Raw genomic sequence first — 17,843 nt, forward strand, 5'->3', positions numbered from 1 at the left:
GGGTGCCACCGATGGCACTGTGGGACCAGCTCAAGGCGCGGGTGGCCGACATGTCCGCCCAGACCAAGACACAGGTCGGCAAGTTCAAGAGCAAGGAGTTCGCGAACGCCAGCATGGCGATGTGCGCGCTCATCGCCGCCGCCGACGGCACCGTCGACGCCGAGGAGAAGCGCAAGACGGGCGCGTTCATCCAGAGCAACGACGTGCTGTCGGTCTTCGAGGCCTCCGAGCTGCTGGAGAAGTTCAACTGGTACGCCGGCAAGCTGCAGTCCGACTACGAGTTCGGCAAGGTCGAGGCCATCGCGACCATCGGCAAGCTCCGCTCGAAGCCGGACCAGGCCCGCGCGGTCATCCAGGTCGGCATCATCATCGGCGGCGCCGACGGCAACTTCGACAAGGACGAGCAGCAGGCCGTGCGCGAGGCGTGCAACGCCGTGGGCATCAACCCGGCCGAGTTCGACCTCTGAACACCCGCACCACACGCCGGAGCCCCCGTCCGATCATGGACGGGGGCTCCGGCAGTTCTGGGCTACAGGTGCGCGGCCGTGGCCGGCAGCAGGTCCTGGAACGTGCGGCCGGTCGCGATCGCGCCGATCGCGGTCATCGCCCAGCCGCCGCCGTCACGGCTCACCTTGGCCATGATCTGGGCGTTGTGCCGGCCGGAGCCGGTCAGGTCGTAGCGGGCCAGCTCGTCGCCGGTGGTCTCGTCGACGAGGCGGCAGAACGCGTTCTCGATCTGGGAGAAGTCCTGCCCGGTGAACGAGTTCACCGTGAACACGATCTGCGTGACGGCCGGCGAGAGCCGCGGCAGGTCGACGATGATCGACTCGTCGTCGCCCTCGCCCTCGCCGGTCAGGTTGTCGCCGGTGTGCTGGACGGAGCCGTCCTTGCTCTGCAGCTGGCGGAACCAGACCGCGTCGACCAGCCGGCGCTCGCCGTCGAACAGCAGCGCGGACGCGTCCAGGTCGATCGACTGCGAGCGCCTGCCGAACAGGCCGCGCTTCTTCACCGCGTCCCAGCCCAGGCCCATGCGGACCCGGCTCAGCGTGCCGCCCCCGCGTTTGGCGAGCGAAACCTTCTGGCCCTTGACCATGCTGACGGACATCGTCGTTCCCCCTGCTCGGACCGGCTCCTGGTGATCAGTGCTCGTGCGACGCCGCGGCGATCTCGTCCACGGTGTGGTGGGTCTCGATGCCCTCCGCCTCCAGCCTGCGGTTGCGCAGGACGCTGGACAGGAACGCGGCCGCGATGAACGCGACGCCGATGAGGCCCGTGATGATCTCGTTGACGTGGTAGCCGATGCCCACCAGCAGGATCACCGACAGCGCGCCGATCGCCCAGTGCGCGCCGTGCTCCAGGTAGACGTAGTCGGCCAGCGTGCCCTTGCGCACCAGGTAGACGGTGAGCGACCGGACGAACATCGCGCCGATGAGACCGAGGCCAAGCGCGATCAGGATCGGGTCGGTGGTGATGGCGAACGCGCCGATCACGCCGTCGAAGGAGAACGCGGCGTCGAGCACCTCGAGGTAGAGGAACAGGAAGAACCCGGCCTTGCCGGTGGCCTTCGCCAACTGCGACGGGCCGTTGCCGCTCTTCTTCGCCGCCTCGACCTCGGCCTCGTGCTCGGCCTCCATGCGCGACTCGAAGAAGTCACCCAGCCCGTTGACGAGCAGGTAGGTGACCATGCCCAGTGCGCCGGAGAGCAGCACGGCGCCGGGGTTCTTGGCGAGCGTCTCGGTGAGGACGGCCAGCGCCACGAGCGTGATCACGATGGACAGCCGGTTCAGCTGCCCGATCCGCGCGAGCGGGCGCTCGAGCCACTGCAGCCACTTGACGTCGCGGTCCTCGAACACCCAGTCCAGGAACAGCATGAACAGGAAGACACCGCCGAACGCGGCGATGTCCGGGTAGGCCTCGTTGAGCAGGTGCGCGTACGACGTCGGGTCGGTCTCCGGGCGCTGCTCCAGCGCCAACGTCAACGCCTCGATCGGGTTGAGCTGGGCCGTGATACCGACGATGAGCAGCGGGAACACCAGCCGCATTCCGAACACGGCGATCACGATGCCGACGGTCAGGAAGATCCGCTGCCACCACGGGTCCATGCGCTCCAGCACGGTGGCGTTGACGACCGCGTTGTCGAACGACAGCGAGATCTCCAGGATCCCGAGGATCGCGCAGAGGATGAGCCCGGGCAGCCCGCCGTAGAGGAAGCCGACGACCAACGCCACCGCTGTGACGGCGTAGGACCAGCCGAAGATCCGAAGGTGCATGTCCGCTGTTCCCTGCTTCCTCGCGGCATGGACCGCGTCGGTACCTCCATCTCACCGACGTCGCCGGCAAGTCCGCCGCCACCGTAGTACGCGGTGGGCACGCGATCGCGGGCGCGCCCGGTTTACCCGGTTTCGCCCGTACCGACAACGGGCCGGCGGTCAGTTCGGTTCCGACAGCACCTCGTCCGACCGGGACTTTCCCGCTGTGGCAGCGCTCACGCCGTAGATCGGGACGGGGCCGGGGGGCGCGCCGCCGTCCTCGATGACGGTGGCGCGGGTGCGGCCCACCACCCGCCAGCCGCCGTCCGGTCGCTGGCAGCGCACCCGGTACTCGGTGGCGCCGCCGTCGCCGGGGGCCGCGATCCAGCTGATCCGCACGGTGCCGCCGGCCACGCGGGCCGCCACCACCCCGGACGGCGCCGCGACCGCGCCCGTCGCCGGCGTCGCGGTTGTCGGCGTGGTTGTCGGCGCGGTGGTCGGCGCGGTTGTCGGCGCGGCACCGGCCGGACCGTCGGAGCGCGTCTCCGCCGAGGTGCGCCCGCCCTGAACGGCGGACACGGCGTACACCGGCGCCTCCACCCCGGGTGGCGCGCCACCGTCCTCGATCGACGTGTCGGGCACCCGGCCCACCACCCGCCAGGAGCCGTCGGTGCCGCGGCGGCTCACCCGGTAGATGACACCGGGGGTGTCCGACGGCGCCCACAGCACGAGCACGTCGCCGCGGGCGTCGCGGACGGCGTTGACCCAGGCCGGGGCGCCGATCGGGATGCGGGTGAGCGCGGCGAGCGCACCGGCGTGGTCGGCGCACTCGGCGAGCACCGCCTGCAGTGCTGCTGTGCGTCGCTCGGCCGGGCCGGCCTCGGCCGCCGCGACCGCCCGGTCTGCGGCCTCGACGGCCGCCCGCGCCCGGGCACGCAGGCCGTCGGCGTCGGGCGGTTGACCGAGGTCGGCGGCGGTGCGGGCGAGGTGGTCGAGGTGGTCGAGGGCCTCCACGAACCGGCGGGCCTCGACGGCGGCGACGGCGGCCCGTGCCCGTACCCGAGCTTCGGCGAGCACCGACTCGACCTCGTCGGCGACCGCCCTGACCTGCGTGGCGCCGGCGCTGCCCGCGTGCCGGCGCGCCTCGGCGACGAGCCGCTCCGCCTCGACGGGCCGGCCGGCTCGCAGTGCCGCTCGGGCGGCCTTCAGCGGCTCCTCCCAGGACGGCGGCCGGGCGCGGGCGGGTTCCGGGCGGGTCCGGGACCCGCTCGCCTGCTCGATGGTGGTGCCGAGCTCGGCGGCCAGCGCAGCGAGCAGGTCGGTGGCGCGGCGCCGGTCGAGCCCGCGGGCGATCGCCTCCTCCACCAGGTGCTCGTGGTCCTCCGCGACGAGGCGGTCCTCCACCAGCACGGCGGCGCGCACGCGCGGCATCAGGTGGTCGCGCACGTCCAGCACGACGGTGTCGAGGTAGGCCTCGACGGCGGCGCGCCCGGGCTCGATCAGCTCCGCGACGTGCACCAGCAGCTCGTCGAGCACGGCGCGCAGGCGGTCCGGCGGGAGCTCGCGGGCGCGGGCCCGCCAGGCCGCCGCCGTCGCGGCGATCTCCGCGTCCGGGGAATCGGGGGTGAGGCCGAGCAGCGCGAGCAGGGTGGGTGGGGCCGGCACGTCGGTGAGCCGGCCGAACTCGTCGAGCAGCGCCCGTACCTGGCGGCGGCGCTCCGGCCCGATCACCGGCTCCGCCGGTGCCGCCGGACCCGCCGGATCGACGATGCGGTGCCGGCGCAGCCGCGCGGCGACCTCGGCCGGGCTGAGCCCGGTCAGGGCGCCGACCTCGTCGAGGCCGGGGACCTTGTCGCGGGGCACCCCGCCGTAGCGGTCGACGAGCCGGCGGATCGCGGCGTCCAGCAGCTCGAACCGGGCGGCGTCGCGCTGCTCGCGCTGCTGGCGCACCCGCAGGGCCGCGGTGTGGCGGCGGCCGGCGTCGCGCAGCTCGGCGCTGCGCTCGGCGTGCGTCTCCACCAGCAGCCCGACGAGCACCCGGTACTTGGGGTGGTCGCGCTGGCGCTGCCAGAACCCCCACACCTCGTCGATGCGGGCTGCGACGGCGGCATCGGACAGCGTGCCCGCCAGCTCCAGCTCCAGCGGAAGGTCGTACAGCTCGAAGGGGTCGGACGCGTCCGGGCCGCCCCGCTTCTCGACGGCGGCGAGCACCTGCTTGCGGTAGGCGTTGGGATCGAACGGCGGGAGCCCGGTCATTCGCGCCGCCGCAGCTTGCCGAGCTGGTCGCGCTCGCGGGCCACCTCCGCCTGCGAGAGGGTGGCGCCGGTGGTGGCCGAGAGCTCCAGCGGGATGCCGGCGTCGACGTGGAAGGCGTGCACGTGCAGGACGCCGTCGAAGCCCATCTCGAACGTCACCCGCACCTCGCTGCCCTCGTCGAAACCGGGCGGGATACCGCTGATCTCCCCTTCGATCAGCACCTTCACGTCCCCCACGCGGTCGGACTCGACCTGGCCCTGCTGCTCCACGATCGTGACGTTGATCGCGTCCTGGTCGGGGCGCACCGTGCCGAACGAGCGGCGGGTGCGCACCGGGAGCCGGTCGTTGCGGTGCACCAGCCATGTCGGCTCAAGACGCCCGGTGAACCCGTTGACGGCGAGCACGCCGAACCCGCGCGACACGACCGTGTCCACCTGGATCTCGATCGCCCGGCGCACCTGCCCGATCGGCACCCCGTACGCGTCGGCGACGCGGCGGCAGGCGGCGTCCAGGTCGGCCGGGGCGGCGTCGCCCAGCGGTGCGCCGTCGCGCAGCCGACCGCGGCTGCGCAGGTCGGCGCCGACCATGCGCTCCAGCTCCTTCTTCTCGCCGTACAGCGCGGCGCCGCGAGCGACGGCGAGATCGGGGTCGTGCAGCCGCGGCTCGCCGGAGAACCGGTCACCCAACTCCTTGGTGATCGCCGCCGCGACGGCCGGCATCCGTGACGAGCCCCCGACCAGCAGGATCCCGTCCACCCTCGGGACGCCGCGCCTGGCGGCCTCGGCCAGGCAGGCCTTGGTGAGGTCGAGGGTGCGCCGCAGCAGGGGTGCGGTGAGCTCCTCCACCTCTGCCCTGGTCAGCGTGATCGTGGAGCGGGCGCCGTCGTGCGCGACCACCACGTCCGTGGACTCCGCGTCGGTGAGCTGGTGCTTGGCGCGTTCGGCGGCGAGGACGAGCGCCTGCGCGCCCGCCGAGTCGTCGAGGGGGTCCTCGGCGTCGGGGTTGTCGGCGCAGAACCGCCGCGACAGGTGCAGCGCGATGCGCTCGTCCCAGTCGGCGCCGCCCAGCTGGTGGTCGCCCTCCACGGCGAGGACGGAGATCCGCCGGTCGGCCAGCTCGATCACGGTGGCGTCGAACGTGCCGCCGCCCAGGTCGTAGACCAGCACCGTCTCGCTGGTGTCGCCCTTGCTCAGGTCCGGGCCGCCGTCGAGGCGGCCGAACCCGTACGACAGGGCGGCCGCGATCGGCTCGGACAGCACGTCGAGCACGTCCAGGTCGGCGTAGGTGCCGGCGAGCACGGTGGCGCGCCGCTCCTCGTCACCGAAGTAAGCCGGGACCGTGATCACCACGGACTTCGGGTGGTCCCCCGCGAACTCCGCGTCGGCGACGAGGCTCTTCAGGATCAGCGACGACACCGCGGGCGCCGACCACGCCTTGCCGTGCGCCACGAACCGCCACTCCGCGTCGCCCATCCGCCGCTTGACCAGCGCGCACACGTGCTCGGGGTCGAGCCGCGCCTCGCGCCGCGCGCCCTCCCCCACGACGTGCTCACCGGGAGACGCGAACAGCACCACGGACGGCGTGGTCGGCTCGCCGGACAGGCCGGCGAGGACCTGCGGACGCCCGTCCGCGCCGGTACGGGCGATCGCGGAGTTGGTGGTGCCGAGGTCGATTCCGTGGACGGCCACGCGGCCGAGACTATCGATAGCGTGGCGGGTGTGAGTGACCCTTCCCTCCGGGAGATCGCGGACAAGGTCGACGACGTCGCGCGGCTGGTCCACCGGCAGTCCGCGACCCTCGGACAGCTCGCCGACTCCCGCGCCGCGAACGGCTCCGCAGCGGTCGACGTCCCGCTGCTCGTGGAGCTGCACGCGCTGCGCTCCGACGCGCTGACCTGCGCGGCCACCGCCCGCTCGCAGAAGGAGCGGGCGGCGTTCACCGCGCTGGCGGGCGGGCTGGAGCGGCTGCTCGTCGGGCGCGGCGGCACGGTCGTCGCACCGGTCGCAGGCGCGGAGTTCAGCGGGGCGACGATGGAGGCCGCGGAGATCGTCCCTACGGACGACGTCACGCTCGACCGCACCGTCGCGGCGGTGCTGGAGCAGGGCCTGCAGGTGGGCGGTCGCTCGGTGCGCCCGGCGCGGGTCGCGGTGCACCGCACCCGGAGCTCACGCACACGCTGACGCGTTCACGCACACGTTCCACCGTGTGCGCGGGCACGTGAAGGTGTGCGTGAGCGCTGGATCAGCTCAGGCGTCGACCTCGGCCATGACCTCGTCCGAGACGTCGAAGTTGGCCCAGACGTTCTGGACGTCGTCGGAGTCCTCGAGCGCCTCGATCAGCCGGAACACCTTGCGCGCGCCCTCGGCGTCGAGCGGCACCGACACCGACGGCAGGAAGGTGGGGTCGGCCGAGTCGTAGTCGATGCCGTTGTCCTTCAGCGCGGACCGCACCGGGATCAGGTCGGTGGCCTCGGAGATCACCTCGAACGAGTCGCCGAGGTCGTTGACCTCCTCCGCGCCGGCGTCCAGCACCGCGAGCAGCAGGTCGTCCTCGGTCAGGCCGCCCTTGGGCACGATCACCACACCCTTGCGGGTGAACAGGTACGACACCGAACCCGGGTCGGCCATCTGCCCGCCGTTGCGGGTCATCGCCGTGCGGACCTCGGTGGCCGCCCGGTTGCGGTTGTCGGTGAGGCACTCGACGAGCACCGCCACCCCGTTGGGGCCGTAGCCCTCGTAGGTGATCGACTGGTAGTCGGCCCCGCCGGCGTCGGCGCCCGAGCCGCGCTTGACGGCGCGGTCGATGTTGTCGTTGGGGACCGAGCTCTTCTTCGCCTTCTGGATGGCGTCGTACAGCGTCGGGTTGCCCTCGGGGTCACCGCCGCCCGTACGGGCGGCCACCTCGATGTTCTTGATCAGCTTCGCGAACATCTTGCCGCGGCGGGCGTCGATGACGGCCTTCTTGTGCTTCGTCGTCGCCCACTTCGAGTGGCCACTCATCAACTACCCCTTGCTGCTCTGCTGCACAACCGGCCCGATGTTACCGACGTGGGTCGCGGCCGATGAACGCGAGCATCCTCGCCTGCACGTCGGCGCCGTCGGGCAGCTCCACCTTCGGCCCGTACTGGCCCGAGGAGCGCAGCAGCTCGTCCAGCGGTTCCATGCCGGCGAGCAGGGCGGCGCAGAAGTCGGGATCGAGCCGTTCGTCCTGCCCGGTGGCGCGGGCGAGGTCCCAGGTGTGCATGAAGACGTCCGAGGTGTAGAAGCGGTCGATCGCCTCGGCCAGGGGCTGCACGCCAGGGAGGCGCGGGTGGTCGAACGTGCGATCGGCCGTGGCCGGGTCGTCCAGCAGCACCTGCACGGCAGCGGCGTGCGCCTCCCACGCGCCGACGGGATCCACCGCCGGGTCCGGCCCGGCCGGGAGCTCGACGGCGGCCCCTGCGCTGAGGAACGCCGGGAACCACTCCACGAGGTGGACGACGACGTCGCGCGCGGTCCAGCCGGTCACCGGTGCCGGCGCGTCCCAGTCCCGGGTGCCGCGCACCCGTTCGGTGAACGCGCCGGCGATCTCACGGTGCCGCGCGGCGGGCTGCGCGGTGGTGAGCTCAGACAGCACCGTCGGCCACCAGTTTGTCGAGCTTCGCGTAGCCGTCGTTCACCCCGACCTCCATGCCGCTCTGCAGCCAGCCGTCGCGCTCGGCGAAGCTCGCGCACAGCGACGTGGTGTGCAGCCGGGTGCGCCCGTTCCCGAGGTCCTCGAACGTGAGCGTCTCCAGCGCGACGCCGTCGGGCTGGCCCTCCCACGTGAACGTCTGCACGATCCGGTCGGTCCGCACCTCGTGGAAGCAGCCGTGGAAGCCGTACTCGTCCTCGGGGCCGCCCACGAAGCGCCAGCTGCCGCCGGTGCGCGCGTCCCAGTGGTCGATGTGCACCGGCATGCCCTCCGGGCCGATCCAGCGGACGAAGATGTCGGGATCGGTGTGCGCGCGGAAGAGCTGCTGCGGGGTCGCCGCGAACTCGCGGTAGATGTGGATGACGGGCACCTCGGGGTCGGCCTCGATCGTGGCGTCAGGGGAAACGGTCTGCTGGCTCATCGTTCTTCCTCCTCGTTCATCTGCGCGAGCACGGCGTCGAGGCGCCGGTAGCGCTCCTCCGCGGCCCGCTTGTAGCGGTCGATCCAGGACGTCATCAGGTCGAACACGTCCGCCTCCAGGTGGACGGGGCTGCGGTGGCCCGGACCCGTCCGGGTCACCAGCCCCGACTGCTCGAGCACCTTCAGGTGCTTCGACACCGCCTGCACGCTGACGTCGTACGGGGCCGCGAGCCGGCCGACCGTGGTGTCGCCCGCCGTCAGCCGGGCCACCATGTCGCGCCGGATCGGGTCCGACAGCGCCGCGAACACGCGGGAGAGCTGGTCACTCATTCTCAACCTCTCGGTTGACGATGAGGGTAGACCTGTCCGCGGGCAGACGTCAACCTTGTGGTTGAGGAACTAGCTGGAGACCCGTTCGCGCACCATCGAGACGAACAGCGCGTGGACCCGCCCGTCCCCCGTGAGCTCGGGGTGGAAGGAGGTACCCAGCACCGGTCCCTGCCGCACGGCCACCGCATGGCCGGCGGCCGTCGCGAGCACCTCGACTCCCCCGCCGGTCTCCTCGACCCACGGCGCCCGGATGAACACCGCGTGCACCGGGTCGCCGGGTATGCCGACGACGTCGAGATCGGTCTCGAACGAGTCGACCTGGCGGCCGAACGCATTGCGTCGCACCACCACGTCCAGGCCGCCGAGCTGCTGCTGGTCGGGCCGCCCGTCGCGGACCTCGCGGGCCAGCAGGATCAGGCCCGCGCACGATCCGTACGCCGGCATGCCCGCGGCGATCCGCGCGCGCACCGGCTCCAGCAGCTCGAACGTCTCCAGCAGCCGGCTCATCGTGGTGGACTCACCACCCGGCAGGACCAGCGCGTCGACGGCGTCCAGCTCGGCTCGGCGCCGTACCGGCACGGCCGCCGCGCCCGCCGCCGCCAGCGCGCCGACGTGCTCGCGGACGTCGCCCTGCAGGGCCAGCACACCGATCGTCGACACCTCGGAATCGTAGATCGCGCGGACATGCGGTCAGGAACTGGCCGCAGTGAGCGCAACCATCGACGGATGCAGATGAAACTGGAGCTCGTGGCCGTGCCCGTCACCGACGTCGACCGCGCGAAGGCCTTCTACACCGGCAAGATCGGCTTCGTCGCGGACATCGACCACACCGTGCACGAGGGCCTGCGTTTCGTGCAGCTCACCCCGCCCGGCTCGGCCTGCTCGGTCGTCATCGGCGTGGGCACCACGGAGATGGCGCCGGGTTCACAGAAGGGCCTGACGATGGTGATTCCCGACGCCGACGCGGCGCACGCCGAGCTCGCGGCACGCGGGGTCGAGGTCGGTGCGGTCGACGAGCAGCCGTGGGGGCGGTTCGTGCGCTTCGCCGATCACGACGGCAACACGTGGGCGCTGCAGCAGCTGCCGCAGCGTCACTGACGACCGTCAGGTCCGCCCACTCGCCGCGGACCGGACCGCCTCGGCGACCGCCGGAGCCAGCGTCGAGTCGAACACGCTCGGCACGATGAACGACGCGTTCGGCTCGGGCACCACATCGGCGATCGCGGCCGACGCCGCCAGCAGCATCGCGTCGGTGATGTCGCGGGCCTGCGCGTCGAGCAGGCCGCGGAACACGCCGGGGAACGCCAGCACGTTGTTGATCTGGTTCGGGTAGTCCGACCGGCCCGTCGCGACGACGGCGGCGTGCTGCAGGGCGAGGGCCGGGTCGACCTCGGGGTCGGGGTTGGCCAGGGCGAACACGATCGCGTCGGGGGCCATGGTGGCGAGCTCGGCCGCGCCGAACAGGTTGGGCGCCGACACCCCGATGAACACGTCCGCGCCGACCAGCGCGTCGGCGAGAGTGCCCTGCTGGCCGTGGATGTTGGTGTTCTCCGCCATCCACGTCAGGTTCTCGTCGAGACCGGGGCGACCGCGGTACACGATGCCGTCGATGTCGACGGCGAGCAGGTCACCGGGCGTCGACGAGCCCTGCTTCGACTTCAGCAACCGGATGATCGCCGAGCCCGCGGCGCCCACCCCGCACACGACGATCCGGCAGTCGGCCGGCTTCTTGCCGACGACGCGCAGCGCGTTGCGCAGAGCGGCGAGCACCACGACGGCGGTGCCGTGCTGGTCGTCGTGGAAGACGGGGATGTCGAGCATCTCCCGCAGCCGAGCCTCGATCTCGAAGCAGCGCGGCGCGGCGATGTCCTCCAGGTTGATGCCGCCGTACGCCGGGGCGAGCACCTGCACCGTGCGGATGATCTCCTCGGTGTCCTGCGTGTCGAGGCACACGGGCCAGGCGTCGACGCCGGCGAACCGCTTGAACAGCGCCGCCTTGCCCTCCATCACCGGCATCGCGGCGGCGGCGCCGATGTTGCCCAGCCCGAGCACCGCCGACCCGTCGGTGACGACGGCGACGGTGTTGCGCTTGATGGTGAGCCGGCGCGCGTCCTCCGGGTTGGCCGCGATCGCCTGGCACACCCGCGCCACCCCCGGCGTGTACGCGCGGGAGAGGTCGTCGCGGTTGCGCAGGCTGACCTTGGAGGTCACCTCGAGCTTGCCGCCCAGGTGCAGCAGGAACGTCCGGTCGGACACCTTGCGCACGGTGACACCGGGCAGCGCCTCGAGCGCCTCGGTGATCTCCTGCGCGTGCGCCTCGTTGAGCGCGTTGCAGCTGATGTCGACGACGAGTGTCGAGGTCGCCGCCTCGACGACGTCGAACGCGGTGACGACCCCGCCGACGCGGCCGACCGCCATCGTGAGGTCACCCGCCGCGCTGGCGGAGGCGGGTACCTCGACCCGCGCGGTGATCGCGTAACCAGGACCGGGAACGGGCACGGCGAAACCCTACTCGGACGGGCCTGCGGCCCGGGATTGTGGACGTTGTGACCACCGCGCGGCTCAGCGACGGCACGGTGGGGAGGTGTCGGTGCCCTCGGGCAGGACGAGCATCTCCGCGTGGGAGTAAGGGCGGTCCATCAGCCCGCAGATGTGGCTGAACCAGTCCTCGGCGAGCAGCGGCAGCTCCACGAACGCCTGGCCCTTCGAGAAGCCGGTGGTCATCGACGGACGGATCGCCCGCGGTGCGAGGTTGCGCACCGTCGTGCCCGGCACGAACGTGCCGGCGCCTCGACCACGCGCCAGGTCGAAGAAGAGGACGGAGTTGTGGTGGAAGTCGTCGTTCCCGGTGGCGACCAGGAAGCCGTCGGGCCCGATGGCGATGAGCGCTCCCACATCGGTGGCGACGATCGGGTCCCGGACTCGGGAGAACGTGTCCACGTCGTAGACCTCGATCGCCCCGTGGACGGTGAGGACGGCCAAACGGCGGCCGGTGACGTCGAAGGCCACGCCCTCACTCCCGGTCGCGACGGCGGGGAACGATCCGAGGCGTCGACCCGCGACCGCGTCCCACAGGTCGATGCCGGTCAGACCGTTCGCCACGACCACCTGGCCCGGATGCCCAGGACGGGCCCACAGGTACGGCACCTGCACGGCGGCCGCCACCTCCGCCTCTGTCGTCCCGAGGGGGACGGTCGGGCCGAGCGCAGCACCCGTTCGCTTGTCGAGAGCCGCCATGAGCCCGTCCGCGATCACCACGAGGGGATCATCGGGACGTGCGCCGCTGTCGCCGTCACCGATGAACGCGCTCCCGCCACGCCGCTGGCCGCGCGGCATCGGGTAGGTCGCCACCACCCGCAGCGACGGGAGCTCGAGGCGTTGCAGTTTCCAACCCTCCGGATCGAGCACCTCCAACCACACCCCGTCGTCCACCTCGGTCCAGCTGTTGTCCGCCCGCAGATCCACGGGCAGCTGTGATACCTGCGCGCCGGTCGCGCGGTCGTACACCGTGACCCCGCGGCCCGCCGTCGTGAAGACCGCCCACCGCCCGTCCGTGCTCCGGCGCCGCTGGTCCCCGTCAGCAGTGACGGGTACGGCGCGAACCCGCAGCAGGCCGACGTTCGCCGCGCCGACGTCCACCGTGTTGCCGACCAGCTGCAGCACCATCACGCTGCCGTCCGGGCGCCGTTCCACGGACGTCTCGAACACCTCGGGGAGCGGTTGCTTCCGGGTGAGCGTCGCCGGGCGGATCCGAGGCACGAGAGCCTGGAACACCCCGGGTCCGCTGAGCTCGACGAGCCGGAGCACCTCCTGGTCGCGGTCGGGGAGCATCGCAACACGCTCCACCAGCCATCCACCGTCGACGCTGATCTCGGCCGTTGCACAGTCGTAGCCGGTGAGCGCGATCGTTCGGGCGGGGATGTCGCCGTGCACCGGTTCGAGCGTCACGGAGGCGGACGGGCCACCCGGCTGGCCCTGCACGCAACCCATCCGGGCAAGCCCGTGCTCGATGTTCCGCGCGTCGACGGGCAGCGGTGTCTCGATGTCCTTGGCCGGATCGTCGGAGAGGGTCCGCACCGCCCATCCGGTGGTGCTCCCGCCGGGGGTCGCGGCGAACCGCTCCAGCATCGTCGGTCGACCGTCGGCCAGTCCCATCTGGGTCAAGGTGGGCGCGGCGCCCGGCAGGGCCCGCTCCACCGCTGCACCGGTCCGCACGTCGACGCGGACCAGCACGAATCCCGTCGACCCGCGATCGACCAGCGCAGTGACCACGTCGTCGGCCGGCCGGGCGAAGGCACGCACGGTGCCGGAGATCGGCACCGTGCGCCGCAGCGTCCTGGTGGGAAGGTCCCAGATCCGCACCCCGCCCGCCCCGTCGGTGACGGCGACCCAGGTCGCGCCCAGCGACAGCGGACGATCCGATTGATCGTCCGGCACCTTCCACAGCTGCGGATCCGACCCGAACGCACCGGTGATCACGCCACGGCCGGACTTCGGCGTGGCCAGCAGCACCGCGTCCCCGACGACGTCCCCGATCGCGGCCGAGCTGCCGAACCCCCCGACGATCGTCTCGGCGCCCTGCAGGGACAGGTAGGCGCTGCCCAGCGCGGTGCGAGCGGCCGGGTTCGTCGGATCGGCCCGGTACGCCGCCAGCGCCAGCTGCGCGGCAGCCAACGGATCGGTGTCGGACCGGGCGGTCGAGAGCCGACCCAGCTCGTCGGCGTTCGCCGCCCGCAACTGGTCGGCCAGCCGGGCGCCCCGCTGCTCGGACACCACCACCAACAGCCCCGCGACCGCGGCGAGCACCGCGAGGAGCGCGATGACCAGCCGGGAACGGCGCACGTCGCGGCGCTGGCGCGCGGTGCTGCGGGCGATGAAGTCGCGCGTCTGGGGGGCCACCTCGGCCGAGCGGGACGGCAGCCACTCCCCCGCGGCCACCAGCGCCGATCCGCGCAGCAGGCTCCCGTCGTCGCGGCCGGCGGCCTCCCAGCGCATCCGCTGCTGGTCGGCCTGGGCCCGCCAGGCGAGGAACGCCCGGTCCTGGTCGAGCCAGTTGCGCAGCCGCGGCCAGTGCTCGATCAACGCCTGGTGCGCCAGCTCGACGATCTCGGCGCCGTGCGTGTCGCGGCCCAGCACGAGCAACCGGCCGGCCGCCAGCTGGGGCACCAGCGACCGCAGGTCCGGGGCCAGGGCGGCCGTGGGCACGGGCACGCGCACGATCCGGCCGCCGGCATCCGGGGCGGCGAGCAGCCCGAACAGGCGGCGCAACCGGTCGTGGAAGTCCTCGTCGCTGCGCGGGCCGGCGAGCCGGGACACGACGCGTTCGGCGTGCTGCGCCACCGCACCCATGACGCCCCCGGCTGCGGTGTAGCCACGCCAGGTCAGCCGGCCGCCCTCGCGACGACGCCACAGGTCGACCAGCAGCGACTCGACCAACGGCAGCTGCCCCGGCTCGGAACCGGCGTCGTCGAGGATCCGGTCGACCAGGCCGGGTTCGAAGTCCAGGCCGGGCGCGCGCTCGGCCGGGCGCACGATCGTCTCCCGCAGGTTCGCCCGGTCCAGCGGCGCGACGTGCAGCGTCGCCGCGTTCAGCACCTTCGCGAGGCCGGGAGTCAGCAGGTCGTCGAGGGCCGAGCCGCGCAGCGTCAGCACGGCGCGCACCGGTCCCGACCGGGTCAGCGCGACGACCGCCTCGAGCTGGCGGCGGGCCTGCTGCGGGTGGCGGGCGGCCAGCTCCTCGAACTGGTCGAGCAGCAGGACCTGGTCGGTGCCGTCCGGCTCGAAGTCGGAGATCGACGCCCCGGGCAACACCTCCACCATCTGCGCGCCCGCCCGGCGCAACCTCGGCACCAGGCCGGCGCGGAGCAGCGACGACTTCCCCGCTCCCGACGGGCCGGCGAGCGCCACGATCGGCTCCTTGCCGATGGCCTCGACCAGCCGTGCGATCTCGTCGTCCCGACCGAAGAAGAACGCCGCCTGCTCCTCGGTGAACGGTGCCAGCCCCTGGTACGGGCACGGCAGCAGCTCAGGATCCAGGCCCAGCACCCGGTCGATCGGCACCAGGTACGCCGTGGTGGTGCCGGACCGGTCCGCCGCCACGGTCATCCCGACCACCGCGGCGGCCTTGGTGTCCCACACGGCCGACCCGGAGAACCCGCCGACCACCGGCTGCTCACCGGCGAAGGTCTGCAACTGCACCCAGCCCGTGCCCTGCCCGGCCCGCAGCCGCCCGCTCGACCACACCCCGTCCCAGGCGCCGTCCGGGAACCCCAACGCCCGGAACGAGCGGCCCCACACCTCGTCCGCGCGGCGCAGCGGCGGCATGCGCGCACCGATCGGCAGCGGCTCCCGCACCCGCAGCAGGGCGACGTCGCCGGTGCCGTCCTGGCCGATCGGCAGCCACCGCGAGACCGTCGCGGTGACCCGCGGCGGCGTCCCCCGGCCACCCAGCAGCGGCAGGTCCAACCGGACGACACCGTGCGGCGGCGCTGCCGCGTACGGATCGGCCCCCAGCGCCTCCGCCACCACGTGCGCGCACGTGGCGACCGTGTCGGGACCGGCGACGAACCCGGCCCCCACGACCTCGCCCACCCGTGACCACACGCGGACGGCAGACCCCGCCAGCGCATCAGCTTCCCCCCGGAGCATGGCCGCAGACTAGGTCAGCGATCGCGGGGGCGGCGAGGTGTGGGAAGGGTCGGCGGCCACGCAGGTCGCATCGGATCCACCGGTTGTGTCCGAGCCGCGCCCGGGTGTGAGATGGACCACTCATCCGACGCAAGGACGCGGAGGTGGTCGCCATGGCCGGCAGAGCAGCGACGGGATCGCGACGGGTCGCCGGCAGTGCCGTCACCGATCCCTCCCGGATCCGCAACGTGGTGCTCGTCGGGCCTTCGGGTGCCGGAAAGACCACGTTGGTGGAGGCGCTGCTCGCGCACACCGGCGTGGTCGGGCGGGCCGGCACGATCGCGGACGGCAGCACGGTGTGCGACCACGATCCCGCTTCGGTGCGCCAGCAGCGGTCGGTCTCTCTCGCCGTCGCTCCCCTCACCCACGACGGGCTGCGCATCAACCTCGTGGACACGCCCGGCTTCGGCGACTTCGTCGGGGAGCTGCGCGCGGGGCTGCGCGCCGCGGACGCCGCCCTCTTCGTGGTCCCCGCGAACGCCGGCGCCACCGGCGGCATCGATCCGGTCACCGTCGGGCAGTGGGCGGAGTGCGGTCAGGTCGGCATGCCCCGCGCCGTCGTCGTCGCCCGCTGCGACCACCAGCGCGCCGACATCGAGGCCACCACGGCCGCCTGCCAGGACGCGTTCGGCGCCGGTGTCGCGCCGCTGTACCTCCCCCTGCTCGACGGCAACACGCTGGTCGGGCTCTACGGCCTGCTGTCGCAGACGCCGGCCGACCGTGCGCCGGCGCACGCCGAGGAGGCGCGGGCCGCGCTCGTGGAGGGGATCATCGAGCAGTCCGAGGACGAGACGCTCATGGAGCGCTACCTCGGCGGCGAGGACGTCGACCAGGCCACGCTCGTGGACGATCTGGAGACCGCGGTCGCGCGCGGCGGGTTCCACCCCGTCATCCCGGTCTGCGCCAGCAGCGGGATCGGCCTCGACGCGCTCCTCGAGGTGCTCGCCGGCGGCTTCCCGTCGCCTCTGGAGCGGACGTTGCCGGCGGTCACGGGCATCGACGGGAGCCCGCGACCGCCGCTGACGGCCGACCCCGACGGCCCGCTCGCGGCGGAGGTCGTGCACACGTCGGCCGACGCCTACGTCGGGCGGGTCTCGCTGGTGCGGGTCTTCTCCGGCACATTGCGGCCGGACACGGCCGTGCACGTCAGCGGCCACCACGTCACCGTGCCGGAGCAGCGCAACGGCGACGGCCTGCCCGAGGGGCACGACGAGGACGAGCGCATCGCGCACGTCTACAGCCCGCTCGGTGCCGAGCTCACCGACGTCGACGCGTGCGTGGCCGGCGATCTCTGCGCGCTGACGAAGCTGGCCGGCGCGGAGACCGGCGACACCGTCTCCGACTCCGCGGACCCGCTGCTGCTCTCCTGCTGGGACCTGCCGGAGCCGCTCCTGCCGATCGCCGTGGCCCCCGCCAACCGCGGGGCGGAGGATGCGCTGGTCAAGGCCCTGTCGCGGGTCGTGGCGGCAGACCCGGCGCTGCGCCTGGAACGCAACCCGGAGACGCGCCAGACCGTCCTGTGGACGATGGGCGAGGCGCACGCCGACGTCGTGCTCTCCCGGCTGCGGGCTGCCGGCGCCGACGTGGTCACCGAGGACGTGCGGGTGCCGCTGCGGGCCACCCTGCGCGGCGCGGCCAGGGTCACCGGGCGCCACGTCAAGCAGTCCGGTGGGCACGGGCAGTACGCCGTCTGCCACGTCGAGTTCGAGCCGCTGCCGCGCGGCTCCGGGTTCGAGTTCGTGTCGAAGGTCGTCGGTGGGTCGGTGCCCACGCAGTACGTGCCCAGCGTCGAACGCGGGATCCGGGCCCAGCTGGAACGCGGGATGGACGACGACCACCACCCGGTCGTCGACGTCCGCGCGGTGCTGGTCGACGGCAAGGCGCACAGCGTCGACTCCTCCGATGCTGCGTTCCAGACCGCGGGGGCGCTGGCACTGCGCGAGGCGGCCGCCGCGTGCGGAACGGTCCTGCTCGAACCGCTCGACGAGATCGCCGTGACGCTGCCCGACGAGCACCTCGGCACGGTCCTCGGCGACCTGTCGTCCCGTCGCGGCCGCGTGCTCGGCACCGACGCGGGCGAGGGGCTCGCGGCCGGCCGCACGGTGGTCCGCGCCGAGGTGCCGCGCACCGAGCTGCTGCGCTACGCCATCGACCTGCGGGCCATGACCAGCGGCGCGGCCACCTTCACCCGCACCTTCGCGCGGTACGAGCCGGCACCCACCTGACCCT

Annotated in this window: 15 protein-coding genes; 4 read left to right on the top strand and 11 right to left on the bottom strand. The window is 73.0% G+C overall.

The genetic code is table 11. The features are described from left to right. The first annotated feature begins 11 nt into the window (after positions 1-11). Positions 12-467: a tellurite resistance TerB family protein gene (locus ACQEVB_RS28405; RefSeq protein WP_432977595.1), complete on the top strand. Its 456-nt coding sequence runs from the start codon at positions 12-14 to the stop codon at positions 465-467. Positions 468-529: 62 nt separating this feature from the next. On the opposite strand, the gene ACQEVB_RS28410 is transcribed toward ACQEVB_RS28405, so the two are convergent. The 4 genes from ACQEVB_RS28410 to ACQEVB_RS28425 form a co-directional block, all read right to left on the bottom strand. Further along, a complete protein-coding gene (locus ACQEVB_RS28410) occupies positions 530-1,105 on the bottom strand; it encodes a TerD family protein (RefSeq protein WP_432977598.1) in 576 nt (191 codons plus the stop codon). 34 nt (positions 1,106-1,139) lie between these two features. Further along, positions 1,140-2,270, bottom strand: coding sequence for a DUF475 domain-containing protein (locus ACQEVB_RS28415; RefSeq protein WP_432977601.1), 1,131 nt, complete (start codon positions 2,268-2,270; stop codon positions 1,140-1,142). Positions 2,271-2,429: 159 nt separating this feature from the next. After that, complete coding sequence (locus ACQEVB_RS28420) at positions 2,430-4,505, bottom strand: hypothetical protein (protein ID WP_432977604.1); 2,076 nt, start codon at positions 4,503-4,505, stop codon at positions 2,430-2,432. Next, complete coding sequence (locus ACQEVB_RS28425) at positions 4,502-6,193, bottom strand: Hsp70 family protein (protein WP_432977607.1); 1,692 nt, start codon at positions 6,191-6,193, stop codon at positions 4,502-4,504. Before ACQEVB_RS28425 ends, ACQEVB_RS28420 begins: the two co-directional genes overlap by 4 nt. 30 nt (positions 6,194-6,223) lie before the next feature. Between ACQEVB_RS28425 and grpE the strand changes: the two genes are divergently transcribed. Further along, positions 6,224-6,685: a nucleotide exchange factor GrpE gene (gene grpE, locus ACQEVB_RS28430; protein ID WP_432977610.1), complete on the top strand. Its 462-nt coding sequence runs from the start codon at positions 6,224-6,226 to the stop codon at positions 6,683-6,685. Between the two features lie 66 nt (positions 6,686-6,751). Here grpE and ACQEVB_RS28435 read toward each other — a convergent pair whose 3' ends face one another. From ACQEVB_RS28435 to pdxT, 5 genes are all read right to left on the bottom strand, one after another. Beyond that, the gene (locus ACQEVB_RS28435) at positions 6,752-7,504 is read right to left on the bottom strand and encodes a YebC/PmpR family DNA-binding transcriptional regulator (protein WP_432977613.1); all 753 of its coding nucleotides are present in this window, start codon (positions 7,502-7,504) and stop codon (positions 6,752-6,754) included. A gap of 40 nt (positions 7,505-7,544) precedes the next feature. Continuing rightward, positions 7,545-8,120, bottom strand: coding sequence for a TIGR03086 family metal-binding protein (locus tag ACQEVB_RS28440; RefSeq protein ID WP_432977616.1), 576 nt, complete (start codon positions 8,118-8,120; stop codon positions 7,545-7,547). Further along, positions 8,110-8,598: an SRPBCC family protein gene (locus ACQEVB_RS28445; RefSeq protein WP_432977619.1), complete on the bottom strand. Its 489-nt coding sequence runs from the start codon at positions 8,596-8,598 to the stop codon at positions 8,110-8,112. Before ACQEVB_RS28445 ends, ACQEVB_RS28440 begins: the two co-directional genes overlap by 11 nt. Continuing rightward, positions 8,595-8,927, bottom strand: a complete 333-nt coding sequence (locus ACQEVB_RS28450; RefSeq protein ID WP_432977622.1) for an ArsR/SmtB family transcription factor — start codon at positions 8,925-8,927, stop codon at positions 8,595-8,597. Before ACQEVB_RS28450 ends, ACQEVB_RS28445 begins: the two co-directional genes overlap by 4 nt. 69 nt (positions 8,928-8,996) lie before the next feature. Then, positions 8,997-9,587, bottom strand: coding sequence for a pyridoxal 5'-phosphate synthase glutaminase subunit PdxT (gene pdxT / locus ACQEVB_RS28455; RefSeq protein ID WP_432977625.1), 591 nt, complete (start codon positions 9,585-9,587; stop codon positions 8,997-8,999). A gap of 66 nt (positions 9,588-9,653) precedes the next feature. Between pdxT and ACQEVB_RS28460 the strand changes: the two genes are divergently transcribed. Next, positions 9,654-10,025 (top strand): VOC family protein, encoded by a 372-nt coding sequence (locus ACQEVB_RS28460; protein ID WP_432977628.1) that lies wholly within the window; start codon positions 9,654-9,656, stop codon positions 10,023-10,025. 6 nt (positions 10,026-10,031) lie between these two features. On the opposite strand, the gene ACQEVB_RS28465 is transcribed toward ACQEVB_RS28460, so the two are convergent. Together ACQEVB_RS28465 and ACQEVB_RS28470 are read right to left on the bottom strand one after the other, a co-directional pair. Next, positions 10,032-11,426 carry an NAD-dependent malic enzyme gene (locus ACQEVB_RS28465; RefSeq protein ID WP_432977631.1) on the bottom strand — a complete coding sequence of 465 codons (1,395 nt, stop codon included), beginning with the start codon at positions 11,424-11,426 and terminating at the stop codon, positions 10,032-10,034. A gap of 63 nt (positions 11,427-11,489) precedes the next feature. Next, complete coding sequence (locus tag ACQEVB_RS28470; RefSeq protein ID WP_432977634.1) at positions 11,490-15,575, bottom strand: trypsin-like peptidase domain-containing protein; 4,086 nt, start codon at positions 15,573-15,575, stop codon at positions 11,490-11,492. Between the two features lie 152 nt (positions 15,576-15,727). On the opposite strand from ACQEVB_RS28470, the gene ACQEVB_RS28475 reads away from it, so the two are divergent. Continuing rightward, positions 15,728-17,839 (top strand): elongation factor G-like protein EF-G2, encoded by a 2,112-nt coding sequence (locus ACQEVB_RS28475; RefSeq protein ID WP_432977637.1) that lies wholly within the window; start codon positions 15,728-15,730, stop codon positions 17,837-17,839. The last annotated feature ends 4 nt before the right edge of the window (positions 17,840-17,843 follow it).

Origin of the sequence: Pseudonocardia sp. CA-107938, from assembly GCF_050936315.1 — a bacterium.
Taxonomy (GTDB): Bacteria; Actinomycetota; Actinomycetes; order Mycobacteriales; family Pseudonocardiaceae; genus Pseudonocardia.